Raw genomic sequence first — 16,790 nt, forward strand, 5'->3', positions numbered from 1 at the left:
TTATTAAATTAGTATCCCCAAGCTGAAAGTCCTTGTGAATTATAAACATTAATAGCAGTTGTAATTTGATCTTGAACAGTAGCTGTAGAACCCCAACCTGGCATCGTTTGGAACAAACCTGACGCTCCTGATGGATTGGCAACATTTGGATCACCATTAGATTCACGAGCAATGATTGCTTCCCAAGTTGACTGAGGAACACCCGTAGCAGCAGCCATTTGTGCTGCTGCAGCTGAACCAATAGCGCCTGCTGTATTTCCGTTTGCAGCAACTACTGTAGATGCTGATGATTGAGTGGTTGAAGATGGTACTGTAGAGCTTGTAGCTACAACAGTCGTAGCATCAGTAACTGGTGCAGATTCAGAACTTGCTACTTCAGATTCCGATGTCTCCTCTACAGATGATGATTCAACTTCTTCACTTTCTTCTACAGAACTGCTAGGCTCTTCTGATTCAGCTTCTGTAGAACTAATATTTGTTGATGACATGTCAGAGCTTTCTGAACTTGACGTTGATACAGATTTAGCAGCTCCTGCTTCTGAACGAGTTGTAATAGTTTCTGCAAATGCTTCTATTTTTGGAATAAGAACAACAATCATTGCCGCAACAAAAATGACTCCAAGGATGCTGACAATAATATTTCTGATTTTTCTATGTTTTGCTTTAGTAATCCTACTATACATAATAAATAAAATATATACCTCTCTAGAACTCCTGTTTCCTATCATATAATTTATTTATTACTCGGAGATTGAAAATATGTTAAAAATATTACAGAGATATTGAAATTAACACCAAGTTCCCAATGAAAACGCTAATTTTTTAAAGTAAAACAAAAAAGATTGAAGAAATTTCTTCAATCTTTTTATTCTAATACTGGTAATTCTATCTCTAAATCTTAGTACCAACCATTTGCATTCCAGAATGCAAGGGCAGCTGACCATGAACCATAACGTCCTGCAACGTATGAATCAGCAACACGTTCTTGGTTTTCAGCTGACAAGTCACCATTTAGGTATGACATTGTCAATTGGTAACGACCATAATATTGACCATTTTGAGCTGTGTAGCTACCGCTTGATTCGCGTTGAGCAATGATTTCTTTAGCTTGAGCGTCTGAAGTACCCAAGTTTGATGTGTAAGAAGTTGTTGTTTCAGCTTGCGCAGCTGGTGCTGCTGCAGCTGAGTTATCAGTAGCTGCTGGTGCAGCTTCTACTGTAGCAGTTTCAGTTGCAACTGGTGCAGTAGCTTCTGGATCTAGTTCTAAGATTTGACCTACAGTAATGAAGTCAACATTTGCGATGCTGTTTACTGAAGCCAATTTTTCAACTGTTGTGTTGTAAGTTACAGCAATTTCAGAAAGTGTATCACCTGATTTAACTGTGTATGAATCTGCGCTAGCAACTGTTGGGATAATTAGTGCTGCTGCAGCGGCTACACCGGCAAGACCAAGTTTAATAGATTTCGATTTAGTTTTAAAAATATTTGTTTGCATTATATGCTCCTTTTTTTGTTTCAAAATTAGTACAGGCTATATAATACAGACTTAATGTTACTCTGGTTTTAGAGTTATATTAAAAATATTACAATTACATTCTTATATTATAAAGAAAACGCCTACAAATTAGGCATTTTAGCTTTCTTTAAGAAAAAATAAGAGAATTCCTAAAATTATGACAAGCAAAATGGTTACTGAATCTTTAACTGTCCACTGTAAAATTCGATATTTTGTACGTCCATCTCCACCTTGATAACCACGTGCTTCCATGGCAAGAGCTAATGCATCCGCACGTTTAAAACTTGAAGCAAAGAGTGGAATGAGGATTGGAATAATCGATTTAACCTTTTGAATAAGACTTCCTTCACCAAAATCAACTCCACGCGCTCTCTGAGCTTTCATAATACGTGTCGTATCATCCATCAATGTCGGAACAAAACGCAAACTCAAAGAAAGCATTAAACCAATTTCATGAGCTGGCACTTTAAAACGAACAAAAGGTTTCAGCAAAGATTCAACAGCATCTGCGAGACTCAACGGTGTTGTTGTCAAAGTTAGAAGCGTTGAAAAGAAGATAATCAAAACAAAACGCATGAATATCAATATCGCTTGACTAAACCCATAACTTGTTATTTTCAAAAAACCAAATTGAAAATAAGTTTCTCCCCCATGTGTAAAGAACATTTGGAACAAAGTCGTAAATAGAATAATACCAATCATGGGACGAACACCTCTTAAAAAGAAGCTGAGTTTAATCTTCGATAATAAAACAACTACTAAAGTAAAAGCAATCATCAATAGATTAGTAACAAGATTATTCGCCCAAAAAACAATGATAATATATAAAATCATCGCTAGAAGCTTACTACGCGGATCTAAACGGTGAATTAATGAATTTCCAGGTACATAACGACCAAGTATTAATTTATCCATGTTTCACCACCTCTGTAAATTCTTCTATAGTAATTGGTAAAGTATCTAAATGTAGACCACGCTTTACAAGCTGTTGAGCAAACTTGGTGATTTTTGGAACACCTAGTTGCTTACTTTCAAGAAATTCAACATCTTGAAAAACTTCTTTAGGATATCCTGAGCGGACTAATTTGCCGCCTTCAAGAACATTAACATAATCAGCATAATTAGCAACATCGTCCATTAGATGGGTTACTAACACAATTGTCATCCCATTTTGGTGTAATTCTTTAAACAATGTCATCAATTCACGGCGCCCTTTAGGGTCTAGACCTGCTGTTGGTTCATCTAAGACTAAAACTTCGGGTTCCATAGCTAAAATACCAGCGATAGCCACACGGCGCATTTGACCACCAGACAACTCAAAAGGATTCTTTTCAAAAAATTCTTCATGAATCCCAACCATAGCCAATTTTTCACGTGCTAACTGCTCAGCTTCTTCCATAGAAACACCAAAATTTTGTGGCCCGAATGCCACATCTTTAAGGACTGTTTCTTCAAAGAGCTGACTTTCAGGAAATTGAAAGACTAGACCAACCTTTTTGCGAACAGGCTTAATTTCCTTATTCTTTGAGTTAGCTGTAATTTTAATATCATCAACAATTACAGCGCCCTCTGTAGGAACGTTAAGACCATTCAAAAGCTGCATAATTGTCGACTTACCTGATCCTGTATGTCCAATGAAAGCCGTATAAGAGCCTTCTTTTATAGTAAGATTAATGTCAAAAAGGGCACGCCCTTCAAATGGTGTCCCCGCTTGATATGTGTAATTTACGCCTTCAAGAGTAATTCCCATAACTGATCTTCTAATTCCTTTTCCGTAAGATAATTCTCTGTAAATTCAAACCCTTTATTCTTTAAAGTAGAGATAAGATTGGCTGAAAAAGGAATATCCAATCCCAAAGTCAATAATTCTTCTCCTCTAGCAAAGAGTTCTCGCGGTGTTGAACTTGATTCAACTTTTCCTTTCTTCATAACCAAGACACGATCGCTTAAGGCAACTTCATCCAAATCATGAGTAATAGACACAACCGTCATATTGTATCGGTCACGAATCTCTTTAATTGTTTGAATTAATTCTAGACGTCCTTCTGGGTCCAACATGCTAGTCGCTTCATCTAAAATAATAATGTTAGGACGCATTGCAATAGCCCCTGCAATAGCCACACGCTGTTTTTGACCACCTGAAAGACGAGCTGGTTCACGATCAGCAAAAGCTGACATGCCAACAAGTTTGAGAGCTTCTTTCACACGTGCTTGCATCTCTTCTAATGGAATTCCCTTATTTTCCAATCCAAAAGCGACATCGTCTTCAACGGTAGCGCCAACAAATTGATTATCTGGATTTTGAAAAACCATTCCAATTTTCTGACGAATGTTCCACACGTTTTCTTCGGTTAAAAGTTCTCCTTCAACAAATATTTGACCTGATTCAGCAGCCAACAGTCCATCAATTAAACGAACTGTTGTTGATTTTCCTGAACCATTATGCCCAATGATAGACAACCATTCTCCTTGTTTCACGTGAAACGATAAATTATCTAAAGTGTAATTTTCTTGATGATCAGTATATTTGAATGTTAAATTTTTGACGTCAATACTGTTAAATGTCATTTAAATGTGTCCTTAAAGAGGAAGCCTGCCCCTTTGAAATAATCATAACCAGAATAAATTGTGAAAATCAAAGCGACATAAAGTAAAATTGCTCCAATAATTGAAAAATGGAAAAGCAAGAAGATAATTGAAAACATTTGGGTAAATGTTTTGATTTTACCTGGCATAGCAGCTGCTAAAACTGTTCCACCATTTTCAACAAGTAGTAAACGAAGGCCAGTAACTGCCAATTCACGGCAAATGATAATCGCAGCAATCCAAGCAGGAATCATCCCCAATTCAACGAGCATGATAAATGCTGTCATTACTAACATTTTGTCAGCCAGTGGATCTGCGAATTTACCAAAGTTTGTAACAACTTGCCATTTTCTTGCAAGATATCCATCTAAATAATCAGTAATACTTGCCAATGCAAAAACTACTGCTGCAACCGCATGACCTGCAGTATTATTCCAGATACATAGAATTAAAATAAATACTGGAATCAAGACAATACGACCTAATGTTAACAAATTAGGAATGTTTTCTTTTTTTGTAAAATCTATTTTCATTTTCCTACCTTACTGAATGTTAATTGTAATATAGCTTAATGTTGTGCTTGTCAAAGCTGATGTATCAACCGCTTGACCATTGATTGAAACTGTAACCCCTGCAGTCACCCCAAGTGTAATCACAGATGTTTTTGTACCTGCAGGAAGTGTTGCTGAATAGCTTGAAACTCCCGTTGAAGAAAGAAGCGTTCCAGCATCACCAGCTTCTGAATTACTTACAGAAACCCAGCTGCTATCTGCACCAGACAAACTAATGTCGACAGTCAAACTGTCTGTAACATTTGATAGATTAACCGTTAAGTTGCTTCCGCCTCCCTCAGTTTCCATCTTCAGTGCCTTTTCATCAGATGAAGATGATTCACTTGTTGAAGATGAACTTTCTGTTGTTGAAGAACTGCTTGAAGCAGATGAACTGTGAACAACAGAATAAGTTGGATTTGAACGGTTACTGTCGCTTTGAAGCTGTGTCCAAGTCACAAAAGAAACAAAAGCTAAAATACCCAAAGCAACTAAACAAAGCAAAATAATTGGAAGATAAGATGCTGTTGTTTCTGAACTCTTATAACGACTTGAACGCGAACCAACACCAAAATCATCCGTTTGTTCAACTTTTGACTTAGGAGCCTGTTTCTTCACTTGTTGCTCTGCTTTTTTATGACTCGGTACAATTGTAATTCTTTCGTCATCCTTGACAGTTGGTTCTTCTTTAGCTGCTTTCTCATCTAATTCAGCCACTTGTTCTCGATAGCGCTTTAATAGTTCAGCTGCATCAACTTCAACCAACTCTGCATATTGTTGAAGATATGTTTCAACTTCATCCTTAGGAATTAATTTAAATTTTTCTAGCTCTAATGCTAAAAGATGTGGTGAAGGAATTGCTGTTTTTTCTTCGACATCTTCTAGTGTCAAATTTTTGGCATTACGACCTTTTCTTAAGATCTCACCAATTGTTTCTTCTCTCATACAAGGTTTCCTTTAATAAAATATAATCAGATTTATTATAGCAAATTTTGACAAGTATTTCGATTTTATTTTGGTAGGATTGTGAATTCTGTCGCATCTGATTGCGTTAAGAAATCAATTCCTGTTTTAAGAACTTCTTCAAAACTTAAAGTCCTTAAAATTTTAGGTACGGCTAAGTAAGTTTCGTCATCAGATAAATGGTTTATAAATTGAGTTGACATATTGTCAATTGAATCCATACTCTTGAAAAAGTCTCCATAAAGCTCTTTTTTTACAATTTCAAAATGTTCCTCTGATAAGTCATCCAAATCATCAGACATTACAACTTTATCTAAATATTGTCGAATATTAGTAGCCATAGCAATTGGTACTGAAGTGTCTAAAGAAATAACCAAAAATTGAAATTGTTGATAGACTTCAATTTCAAAATCAAATGAATCATCAATTTGACCACTTTCGTAGAGTTCTTGATAACGTTTTGATGTCCATCCTAAAATCATGGCAAAGAATATTCTCAAAGATAGTTCTTGACGTAATGTAGAAGCCCCCTCAACTAAAGCTGGGCCTCTTAATCCAATAGCTAATTTTGGTTGAGTCACTTCCATTTGAACAGCTGTTTTAGGGACAACAGGTTCATAGATTAATTCTTGACGATCAAGATTATGAGATACACAACTTTTATCTTTTTGACTCTCTTTAATTTGGTTAAAGATATCATCCTTATCAAAATTACCAACAACCAATAGCGTCATTTCTCGCGGTGAATAAAAAACATCATGATTTTCTTTTAAATCTTCTACAGAAATCCTAGCAATACTTTCCTGAGTCCCAGCAATATCTCTAGCAAGAGCTGTTTTAGGGTACAAATTTTCAAGAACTCCTTGATACAGACGATAATCAGCATCATCCTGATACATATCAATCTCTTGTTCAATAATAGACTTCTCTCGTTCAATTGACTCTTCTGTAAAGGCTATATCTGCTACAAAATGTTGCAACAAATCTAAATTTTCTTTTAAATGATCAACCGTCGAAAAATAGAAACATGTCTTATCAAAAGTTGTAAAGGCGTTACTGTTAGCGCCTGCGTTAGTAAATAATTCAGATACATCTTGTCCATTTTCCAACTCAAACAACTTATGCTCTAAGAAATGAGCAATGCCTTCTTCATATACTTTTACACTTTCATCTATTGTAAACTTGTTGTCAAGGGAACCAAAATTGACAACTAACATGCCACAACTTTCTTGAAAATCGGTCTTAGGAATTAAAAAAACTTTCAAGCCGTTTTCTAATACGGCAGTATACAAATTTTCACCAATTTCAGGGAAAACTTTTTCAACTAATTTTGTCATTTACTTTCCCTCCAAAAAATATAGTGCTTGTAATTTGATTTTTCTTGTCAATTGAAGAATATCTGCTTTACTAACTTTGTCAATGTTGTCAATCATATCATCAACGCTATAGTGATTCTTCAAATATTGGCTATTATAGCTGCGTTCAATCAATACTTTAGGAGAATCTTCAGCTAGTTTTAAATTAACCTGCAGCATTTTTTTCGTTTGTTTTAGAAGTGCTTCAGAGAAACGTCCTGACTTAATTGTTGAAAATTCTTTGTTAATTAGTTGCATCGCACGATTACGATTTTTCTTGTCAATTCCAGCGTAAACATTCAGTAAACCTGTAAAGATATCAAAGTGACTTCCAATGGTATACGCAAGACCTTCTTTCTCGCGAACCTCTGTAAATAAACGTGAATGCGCAAAACCTCCAAATAAGCCATTAAAGATAAGCAGTGTAAAGTAATCCTTGTCACCATGCCGAGTTGGGAAAGAATATCCCAACTGTAAAACCGATTGATTAACTTCTCTATGCTCTAATTTTTCCTGAACAATATTATTAAAGTCTTGTTGGTAGTCAAATACTAAACCTTTGTGACGATCTTCGAAAGGAAATCGATTAAATAATTGCAGCATGCGATAATCATCAAATTCCCCTAATAAAAAGATATCTAGGCGGTCTTCTCGAAGCATCTTTTGAAATTCTTGGAAAGCAGTATAAGAATTTTCAGTAGCTGCTAACTCTGCTGTTCCATATTTTGAAGTTTGAAAAGCTGGATTCGTAAAGAAAAGTTTTTTAAGACCTAGTTCACTGCTGTAAAAACTATCGTCCTTATCAGCTTTTAAATAATTAATCAAATTTGCTTGTTCAAGCTCAAATAACTTAGATTGGTACTGTTCAACCGTCACAAGTGGTGAAAAGAGAACTTGATATAAAAACTCAATAACTTCTTCCAAAAGATTCTCTTTAGTCATCACATACTGATTCTTCATAAAAGCCAGTTCAATATCAACAATGTGAACCAATCCCTTTGTTGATACTTTAGTTGACAAAGTTGCTCCATAAAGACTTGCCAAACGCTCTCTAAATCGTTGAGCAGTTGGATATTTCTCATTGGCAGTTGCTAAAATTTGAGCCACTAAAACACGTCGTGCTACCGTTTTTTGATTAAAATCTCCAGAAAACCGAAAAGTAATATGGTTCATTTTGAATTTTTCGTTTTTGATTAGATGTAATTCAACACCATCAACTATTTTCATTACAAATTCCTTACTAAAAACACTTTATTAGCTAAAATTATACCACGTTTATGTTATAATTACTTGAATTATAAAATGGAGAAAACGATGGAATACAAATTATTTGATGACTATATTACCCTACAAGCTTTACTAAAAGAACTAGGTATTATCCAAAGCGGTGGTGCTATCAAAGCTTATTTAGCAGAAACAACCGTTCTCTTCAATGGCGAAGACGAGAAACGCCGCGGTAAAAAAATTCGTATTGGTGATGTTGTAAGCATTCCAGAGGAAAGTATCATTATTGATATTATCGCACCAACAGACAAAGAAAAAGAAGAGCACCTTGAAGCTATGGCTGAAAAAGCCCGTGTTGCTGCAATTGTTAAAGAATTAAACGCTAAAAATAAAAAAGATAAGAAACAAAGTCAGCCTAAAAAGCAAGCTAAACCAAACAAAGAACGCAAACCCGTTCGTTTCCCAGGAACTTAAGTATGTGGATTCAAAAAATAGCGTTAAAAAATTATCGTAATTATTTAACTAATGAGCTTGAATTTTCCCCAGGACTTAATGTTTTTATCGGAAAAAACGCCCAAGGAAAAACCAATTTCTTAGAAGCTATTTATTTCTTATCTTTAACACGCAGCCACCGTACACGTACAGACAAAGAGCTAATTCACTTTCAAGAAAAAGAACTTCGGGTTTCAGGAATATTACAACGCTCAAGTGGTACGGTTCCCTTAGAAATCAACCTCTCAAGTAAAGGACGAGTTACTAAAGTTAATCACCTCAAACAAGCTAAATTATCTGATTATGTTGGTGTTATGACAGTAGTATTATTTGCACCTGAAGATTTGCAACTCATTAAAGGAGCACCTAGTCTCCGTCGAAAATTTATTGATATTGATTTAGGGCAAATCAAGCCTGTTTACCTGTCTGATTTATCTAATTATAACCATGTCCTCAAGCAACGTAACACCTACCTAAAAACAGCTGAAAAAGTTGATGTCAACTTTCTAGCAGTTCTTGATGAGCAATTAGCTGATTTTGGTAGTCGTGTAATGGAACATCGATTAGACTTTATTTCCAATTTAGAAAAGGAAGCTGACCGATATCACTATGCTATTTCTAATAAACTAGAGCATTTAAAGATTCATTATCTATCATCTATTCCCTTTCAGGACAAAGCTGAAATCAAAAAACAATTTTTAAAAGCTTTGGAAAAGAATCGCAAACGTGATATTTTCAAAAAAAATACCGGCGCAGGTCCTCATCGTGATGATTTAGAATTTTTCATCAATGACATGTCTGCTCATTTTGGTAGCCAAGGACAACACCGTAGCTTGATTTTATCTCTTAAAATGGCTGAGATTGAACTTATCAAGAATGTCACTGGTGATTACCCAATCCTTCTTCTTGATGACGTTATGAGTGAACTAGATAACTACCGACAAACAGAGTTATTAAAAATGATTATTGCTAAAAATGTTCAAACCTTTATCACAACAACAAGTCTTGAACATTTATCACAACTTCCAGAAGAGTTGAAAATTTTCACTGTTAATCAAGGAAATATTGAAGAAAACTAAAAAAGCTGGCAAAAGCCAGCTCTTTTTATGTTTACAATTAAATTGACACTACTGTCAATGATAATTAGTAAGATTTAACAATTCCTAGTAAGACTGCACCAAGAACAAAGCATGCAATACCAATTGCCAACCAGCGCATTTCTTTACGTGTTTTAGTTTCACCCAAGAAGAGGATACCACCCATAATAGAAATGATAACACCTAATTGTGAGAAACTAAAGGCGATTGCTAGACCAGCTTTTGCAGCTGCAAGAAGCATGAAGATGTTACCAACACCCCACATCAAACCAACGATTGCGTTTTTGATAACAACTGTTTCAAATTTAACGTTAAATTTCATGAACATAACAGCACCAAGTACCATACCTACGGCCATTGGGAAGATAACAGCTAAAGCATCGAATTTCATGATGTTGTTAAATAGAATAGTGTAAGAAAGGTAACCAACTGTTGAGTAAGTCAAAGCACGGAAACCTTTACCAAAGTCAGTAAGTTCGCTAGTTTCAACTTTTTCAGCATCTCGTTTACTTGTAAAATAGAATCCGATAACCAAAAGAAGCAAAGCAATAATACCAAGTGTGTATTGAACTGGTTTGCTCCATTCACCAAATACAATGGCACCAATCAAGCTACCAAATACAAGTTGAGCACCACTTGACAATGGGTTACCTACTGAAACACCCATGTATTGCATTGCGCGGAATTGACCGTTTTGACCCATAGACCAAAGCATACCACCAATAATCCCGACAACCCAAAGTGATACTGACATTTCTGGTTGAACAAACAACCATACAACAAAGGCAAATAAAAGCGCCCCTAAAGTCATTCCTAATGTTTGTTGATCTGGTTTACCTCCAATTTTGTTGCTGACAAACCCGATACTTCCCCATGCTACCATGGGAATTAATGCAAATAAAATACCCTGCATTTTTTCTCCTTTACGATATGTTTTACAGATTAGTAAACGTTGTTTACACTGTTGTAAATATATAATTAACTATTCGCTTTTTATGAAAACGCTTTTTCAGAAAAGTAAAAGAAAATTTCATGTTTTTTGCGAACATAGTTACATATTCTACCATACAACCCACCATTTTGTAAAGGCCTACACAAAAAAATCTCTGATAAGTTGGTAAACTTATCAGAGATTTTTTATATAACATCAATTTATCTTAGTGTACTGAATAGTTTGGTGCTTCATTTGTAATTTGAACATCGTGTGGGTGACTTTCAATCAAACCAGCTCCTGACATTTCAACAAATTGAGCTTTTTCATGAAGAGCTGAGATATCTTCAGCACCAACATAACCCATACCAGCACGAATACCACCAAGAATTTGGAAGACGATATCGGCTACAGCACCTTTATAAGCTACACGACCTTCAATTCCTTCTGGAACAAGTTTGTTAGCTTCGTTAACAGAACCTTGGAAGTAACGATCGCTTGAACCTTTCTTCATAGCTGCAATTGATCCCATACCACGGTAAGTTTTAAATTTACGACCTTGGTAGATTTCAGTTTCACCCGGTGCTTCATCTGTACCAGCAAACATAGAACCAAGCATTACAGCATTACCACCTGCTGCCAAAGCTTTAACGATATCACCTGAGTATTTAATACCACCATCGGCGATAATTGTTTTACCATATTCACGCGCAACAGCTGCTGCGTCATAAATAGCAGTAATTTGAGGAACACCAACACCTGCTACAACACGTGTTGTACAGATTGAACCAGGACCAATTCCGACTTTAACAACGTCTACACCTGCTTCATAAAGAGCACGAGCACCTTCCGCAGTTGCTACGTTACCGGCAATCAATGTACGTTCTGGGAAGTGTTGACGAATTTCAGCAATTTTACGTAGAACACCAGCTGAGTGACCGTGTGCAGTATCGATGACGATAGCATCTGCACCAGCTTCAAACAAAGCTTCTGCACGTTCAAATGTATCTGAAGTAACACCGACAGCACCTGCAACCAAAAGACGACCGAATTCATCTTTAGCAGCATTAGGGAATTCAATAACTTTTTCAATATCTTTGATAGTGATAAGACCTGACAAACGTCCAGCTTCATCAACCAAAGGTAATTTTTCAATACGGTGTTCGTGAAGGATACGTTCAGCAGTTTCCAAATCAGTTCCAACAGGAGCTGTTACCAATTCTTCACTTGTCATATGTGCAGAAATTGGAGCATGGTAATCTGAGATGAAGCGCATATCACGGTTTGTGATAATCCCTACCAATTTACGATTTTCAAGAGTTTCAACAATTGGAACACCACTGATGCGGTAACGTTGCATCAATTCTTCTGCTTCAGAAACAGAATGTTTAGGTGTTAAGAAGAAAGGATCAATGATAACACCGTTTTCTGAACGTTTTACTTTACGGATTTCTTCTGCTTGTTCTTGAATTGACATATTTTTGTGAACAACACCAAGACCACCCGCACGTGCAATAGCAATTGCCATTTTACTGTCAGTAACAGTATCCATAGCCGCTGTCACGATAGGAATGTTCAATGTCAAATTTTTTGCAAGTTTTGTTTGCATGTTAACTTCGTTTGGAAGAACATGACTTTCAGCAGGAATGAGTAGTACGTCATCAAAAGTGTAACCTTTTTTCAAAAATTTAGTGTCCCAATTTGACATTAAATAACCCTCTTTTCTATGTATTTGTAGGGATTTTTTAACCCCAGCTAATTTTTTATTGTTACTATAATAACACGCTCAAATCATTTGTCAATAAATTAAATTCAATTTTTTTCCAAAAATTCTTTCCTATATTAGACTGATTATTTGTGCAATTCTCATTTAAAACAAATGTTACTAATTATCAAAAAAACTCCAAGGCTTTTGCCTTAGAGTTTTATCAATTTTAGAAGTAGTTAATGCCCATAGCTGCTTTAACTTCAGCAAGAGTTTGCCCCGCAACTTCACGAGCTGCTTCACTTCCTTTTTCGAGCATACGGAATACTTCACCCATGTCTTTTGCATATTCTAAACGACGTTCACGAATTGGCGCCAATTCACGTTCAAGAATCTCAAGCAAGTAACGTTTTGTTTTTACATCACCAAGACCACCACGTTGGTAATGTTCTTTCATAGCGGCAATCTCTGCTTGATCTTCTTCACGTCCAAAAATATCAAGGTAATGGAAAACCATGTTTCCTTCAATTTGTCCTGGATCTTCAACACGGATATGATTAGGATCTGTGTACATGCTCATTACTTTTTTACGAACAGTATCAGCATCATCAGACAAATAGATACCATTTCCAAGAGATTTAGACATTTTCGCATTACCATCTAGCCCTGGCAAACGACCAGCTGCTTCATTTTTAGGGAAAATTCCTTCTGGTTCAACCAAAACATCTGTTTTATAAGTGTGATTGAAGCTACGTACAATTTCACGTGTTTGTTCAATCATTGGTTTTTGGTCATTTCCAACTGGCACATAATTAGCTTTAAAAGCTGTAATATCTGCTGCCTGAGAAATTGGGTAAACCAAGAATCCTGTTGGAATTGAGCTACCAAAACCTTTTTGAGCAATTTCTGTTTTAACTGTAGGATTGCGTTCCAAACGTGACAATGATACCAAGTTCATGTAGTACATTGTCAACTCAGCCAACTCAGGAATCTGACTTTGAATGAAAATCGTAGATTTGGCTGGATCAAGTCCTACTGACAGGTAGTCCAATGCAACATTTCCAACTGATTCTCTGATAATTTCAGACTCTTTAGCATGGTCTGTCAAAGCTTGTTGGTCTGCTAAGAAAACAAACATATCATATTTGTCTTCATTTTGTAGAAGTACACGATTTTTTAGACTTCCAACATAGTGTCCTAGGTGCAATTTCCCTGTTGGACGGTCACCTGTTAAAATAATTGGTTTTGCCATTTTATCACCTCAAAATTAATTTCAAAAATAAAACACCCACACGTCGTAAAACGACGTGAGGGCGTTATCAATACGCGGTACCACCTCAATTGATAGGAGAATCCTACCATCTCTTTACCACTATAATAAAAATTTACACGATAAATGTAAAGATTATTCTTTTTAACCATCAGCCCATTCATGTAAGGTTACTACTGATTCCCAGCACCATCAGCTCTCTAAAAGTACGCGTTTACATTACTCTTCTGAATCTCCTTCATTTTATGAAATTATAGCCTCTTTGTCAAGCTAACACCACCTTTTCTCCTAAATCATCCCTATCAATAAAATAGAATAATTATACATTTCGTTTCTTAATTAAATTAGAAAATGAGAAATTCCTTTTTACCAGCAAAAATCTTGACGATAAAGGGCTTCTTTGCCATAATATAATCGTTTGTTATAAAAAAGAGGACTACATATGAAGAAAAAACTAATTGATTTTGGGCTCGTAACTGCTGGAGCCTTTATTGCTGCTGTTGGCTTTAACAGTTTTTTCCTTGAAAACCATATTGCTTCTGGTGGTGTTGTTGGATTAGCTGTTAGTTTGAAGGCTTTATTCGGGTGGAATCCTGGTAATTTCGTTATGATTACCAACGTTCCATTGCTATTAGCTTGTTTTCTTTTTCTAGGAAAAGAGACATTTTTTAAGACTATCTATGGCTCTTGGATTTATTCTATTTTTGTTAAATTAACAGAAGGTTTGCCAAATTTGACTCATAATCCACTTCTTGCTGCTTTATTTGGTGGCATCATTTGTGGATTTGGTTTGGGAGTTGTTTTCTGGGGAAATTCTTCAACTGGTGGTACAGGTATCATCACACAAATTCTCCATAAATACACTCCACTCCCACTAGCTGTTGCCATGACAATCGTTGATGGTTGTAGTGTAGCTATGGGATTTGTTGCTTTTGATGTTGACACAGTCATGTACTCAATTATTGGTTTGTTAGTCATCGGTTATGTTGTTAATAGTATGCAAATTGGTGTCACTTCATCGCGCAACATCATGATTATTTCACCACAAAATGCTTTAATAAAAGATTATATCTCAACACAAGCTGACCGAGGGGTAACAGAAATTCCTGTTACTGGTGGTTTTTCAGGTGACCATCAAACAATGTTGATGACAACTGTCTCACGCCAAGAGGTTCCTCGTTTAGAAAAAAATATTCAAAAAATCGACAAAACTGCATTTATCGTTGTTATGCCTGCTACACAAGTTATGGGACGTGGCTTCAGCCTCAAAAAATACTATAAACTTGATGAAAAAGATGCCATTTTACCAATGTAACCCAAACGTAACTCAAAGCCCCACTTCTCTAATTGAAAATTGGGGCTTTTTCATGTACAATGAGCTTATAGATAAATATTATGAGGTGAAAAATTGCTTACAGTTTCTGATGTATCACTACGTTTCAGCGATAGAAAACTGTTTGATGAAGTTAACATCAACTTTACAGCTGGAAATACCTATGGTTTGATCGGTGCCAACGGTGCAGGAAAATCTACATTCTTGAAAATCTTGGCTGGAGATATCGAACCAACAACAGGTCATGTTTCCCTTGGACCAGATGAACGTTTATCAGTTCTTCGTCAAAATCACTTTGACTACGAAGAAGAACGTGCCATCGACGTTGTTATCATGGGGAATGAACGCCTTTATAACATTATGAAAGAAAAAGATGCTATCTACATGAAACCTGATTTTTCAGATGAAGATGGTGTCCGCGCAGCAGAATTAGAAAGCGAATTTGCTGAGCTTGGCGGTTGGGAAGCAGAGAGTGAAGCTTCACAATTGCTTCAAAACCTTAATATTCCAGAAGACCTTCACTACCAAAATATGAGTGAACTTGCTAATGGTGATAAGGTGAAAGTCCTTCTTGCCAAAGCTCTTTTTGGTAAACCAGATGTTCTTCTTCTTGACGAACCAACCAATGGTCTTGATATCCAATCAATTTCTTGGCTTGAAGACTTCTTGATTGACTTTGAAAATACTGTTATCGTTGTATCCCATGACCGTCACTTCTTGAACAAAGTATGTACACACATGGCCGACCTTGATTTTGGTAAAATCAAACTTTACGTTGGTAACTACGATTTCTGGAAACAATCTTCTGAACTTGCTGCTCGTTTGCAAGCTGACCGCAATGCCAAAGCAGAAGAAAAAATCAAAGAATTACAAGAATTCGTTGCTCGTTTCTCTGCCAATGCTTCAAAATCAAAACAAGCTACTTCTCGTAAAAAAATGCTTGATAAAATTGAAATTGAAGAGATTGTTCCATCAAGTCGTAAATACCCATTCATCAACTTTAAAGCTGAGCGTGAGCTTGGTAAAGACCTTCTAACAGTTGAAAACCTATCTGTAAAAATCGATGGTGAAACTGTTCTTGATAATATCAGTTTTATCTTACGTCCAGGTGATAAAACAGCCTTTATCGGACAAAACGACATTCAAACAACAGCTCTTATCCGTGCTTTGATGGATGATATCGAGTACGAAGGAACAATCAAATGGGGTGTCACAACAAGTCGCTCTTATCTTCCTAAAGATAATTCACGTGATTTTGCATCTGGTGAATCAATCCTTGAATGGCTTCGTCAATTTGCTGCTAAAGAAGAAGACGATAACACATTCCTTCGAGGATTCCTTGGTCGTATGCTCTTCTCTGGAGATGAAGTTAACAAATCTGTTAGCGTCCTTTCAGGGGGAGAAAAAGTGCGCGTGATGCTTTCTAAACTGATGCTTCTCAAATCAAATGTTCTTATCCTTGATGATCCAACAAATCACTTAGATTTGGAATCAATCTCAAGCTTGAACGATGGATTGAAAGATTTCAAAGAATCTATCATCTTTGCTAGTCACGACCACGAATTCATCCAAACTTTAGCTAATCACATCGTTGTTATTTCTAAAAATGGGGTCATTGACCGTATTGACGAAACATACGATGAATTTCTTGAAAATGAAGAAGTTCAAGCAAAAGTTAAAGAACTTTGGAAAGACTAATCATTCTGTCATAGTTTACTGTGACGTTTACAATACTTTACATTATAGAAAAGAAACAGGTTGGGATTT

At 36.1% G+C, this 16,790-nt stretch carries 16 protein-coding genes and 1 other annotated feature; of the genes, 4 read left to right on the forward strand and 12 right to left on the reverse strand.

The features are described 5' to 3' along the window. Positions 1–8: 8 nt before the first annotated feature. The 9 genes from JG537_RS08425 to yfmF all read right to left on the reverse strand — a co-directional run bounded on the left by JG537_RS08425 (position 9) and on the right by yfmF (position 8,198). Positions 9–683 (reverse strand): transglycosylase SLT domain-containing protein, encoded by a 675-nt coding sequence (locus tag JG537_RS08425; protein ID WP_132868810.1) that lies wholly within the window; start codon positions 681–683, stop codon positions 9–11. A gap of 215 nt (positions 684–898) precedes the next feature. After that, positions 899–1,495, reverse strand: a complete 597-nt coding sequence (apf, locus tag JG537_RS08430) for an aggregation-promoting factor (RefSeq protein WP_199544882.1) — start codon at positions 1,493–1,495, stop codon at positions 899–901. A 138-nt stretch (positions 1,496–1,633) separates the two neighbouring features. Next, positions 1,634–2,431 (reverse strand): energy-coupling factor transporter transmembrane component T family protein, encoded by a 798-nt coding sequence (locus JG537_RS08435; RefSeq protein WP_199544884.1) that lies wholly within the window; start codon positions 2,429–2,431, stop codon positions 1,634–1,636. Next, on the reverse strand, positions 2,424–3,266 hold the full coding sequence (locus JG537_RS08440; protein ID WP_132868988.1) for an energy-coupling factor ABC transporter ATP-binding protein: 843 nt from the start codon (positions 3,264–3,266) through the stop codon (positions 2,424–2,426). Before JG537_RS08440 ends, JG537_RS08435 begins: the two co-directional genes overlap by 8 nt. Continuing rightward, the gene (locus tag JG537_RS08445; protein ID WP_132868989.1) at positions 3,242–4,084 is read right to left on the reverse strand and encodes an energy-coupling factor ABC transporter ATP-binding protein; all 843 of its coding nucleotides are present in this window, start codon (positions 4,082–4,084) and stop codon (positions 3,242–3,244) included. The genes JG537_RS08440 and JG537_RS08445 overlap by 25 nt, the downstream gene beginning before the upstream one ends. Then, entirely contained in the window at positions 4,081–4,635 is a 555-nt protein-coding gene (gene pgsA / locus JG537_RS08450; protein WP_199544886.1) for a CDP-diacylglycerol--glycerol-3-phosphate 3-phosphatidyltransferase, read from the reverse strand. Before pgsA ends, JG537_RS08445 begins: the two co-directional genes overlap by 4 nt. A gap of 9 nt (positions 4,636–4,644) precedes the next feature. Next, entirely contained in the window at positions 4,645–5,598 is a 954-nt protein-coding gene (locus tag JG537_RS08455; RefSeq protein ID WP_199544888.1) for a helix-turn-helix domain-containing protein, read from the reverse strand. A gap of 65 nt (positions 5,599–5,663) precedes the next feature. After that, positions 5,664–6,953, reverse strand: coding sequence for an EF-P 5-aminopentanol modification-associated protein YfmH (gene yfmH, locus JG537_RS08460; RefSeq protein WP_199544890.1), 1,290 nt, complete (start codon positions 6,951–6,953; stop codon positions 5,664–5,666). Next, positions 6,954–8,198: an EF-P 5-aminopentanol modification-associated protein YfmF gene (yfmF, locus tag JG537_RS08465; protein ID WP_199544892.1), complete on the reverse strand. Its 1,245-nt coding sequence runs from the start codon at positions 8,196–8,198 to the stop codon at positions 6,954–6,956. Positions 8,199–8,285: 87 nt separating this feature from the next. Between yfmF and yaaA the strand changes: the two genes are divergently transcribed. Continuing rightward, entirely contained in the window at positions 8,286–8,669 is a 384-nt protein-coding gene (gene yaaA / locus JG537_RS08470; protein ID WP_199544901.1) for a S4 domain-containing protein YaaA, read from the forward strand. A gap of 2 nt (positions 8,670–8,671) precedes the next feature. Next, positions 8,672–9,766 (forward strand): DNA replication/repair protein RecF, encoded by a 1,095-nt coding sequence (gene recF / locus JG537_RS08475; RefSeq protein WP_132869743.1) that lies wholly within the window; start codon positions 8,672–8,674, stop codon positions 9,764–9,766. A gap of 64 nt (positions 9,767–9,830) precedes the next feature. On the opposite strand, the gene JG537_RS08480 is transcribed toward recF, so the two are convergent. The 3 genes from JG537_RS08480 to trpS form a co-directional block, all read right to left on the reverse strand. After that, positions 9,831–10,697 (reverse strand): GRP family sugar transporter, encoded by an 867-nt coding sequence (locus JG537_RS08480; protein WP_132869744.1) that lies wholly within the window; start codon positions 10,695–10,697, stop codon positions 9,831–9,833. A gap of 244 nt (positions 10,698–10,941) precedes the next feature. Further along, complete coding sequence (guaB, locus tag JG537_RS08485; protein ID WP_132869822.1) at positions 10,942–12,423, reverse strand: IMP dehydrogenase; 1,482 nt, start codon at positions 12,421–12,423, stop codon at positions 10,942–10,944. Positions 12,424–12,649: 226 nt separating this feature from the next. Next, positions 12,650–13,672, reverse strand: coding sequence for a tryptophan--tRNA ligase (gene trpS / locus JG537_RS08490; RefSeq protein WP_074482269.1), 1,023 nt, complete (start codon positions 13,670–13,672; stop codon positions 12,650–12,652). Positions 13,673–13,726: 54 nt separating this feature from the next. Further along, positions 13,727–13,935: a binding site (T-box leader), on the reverse strand. 197 nt (positions 13,936–14,132) lie between these two features. Here trpS and JG537_RS08495 point away from each other — a divergent pair. Both JG537_RS08495 and JG537_RS08500 read left to right on the forward strand, forming a co-directional pair. Next, positions 14,133–15,005 (forward strand): YitT family protein, encoded by an 873-nt coding sequence (locus JG537_RS08495; protein ID WP_074482268.1) that lies wholly within the window; start codon positions 14,133–14,135, stop codon positions 15,003–15,005. A gap of 93 nt (positions 15,006–15,098) precedes the next feature. After that, positions 15,099–16,721 (forward strand): ATP-binding cassette domain-containing protein, encoded by a 1,623-nt coding sequence (locus JG537_RS08500; RefSeq protein WP_132869559.1) that lies wholly within the window; start codon positions 15,099–15,101, stop codon positions 16,719–16,721. The last annotated feature ends 69 nt before the right edge of the window (positions 16,722–16,790 follow it).

It is taken from the genome of Streptococcus vicugnae (assembly GCF_016461705.1).
GTDB lineage: Bacteria > Bacillota > Bacilli > Lactobacillales > Streptococcaceae > Streptococcus > Streptococcus vicugnae.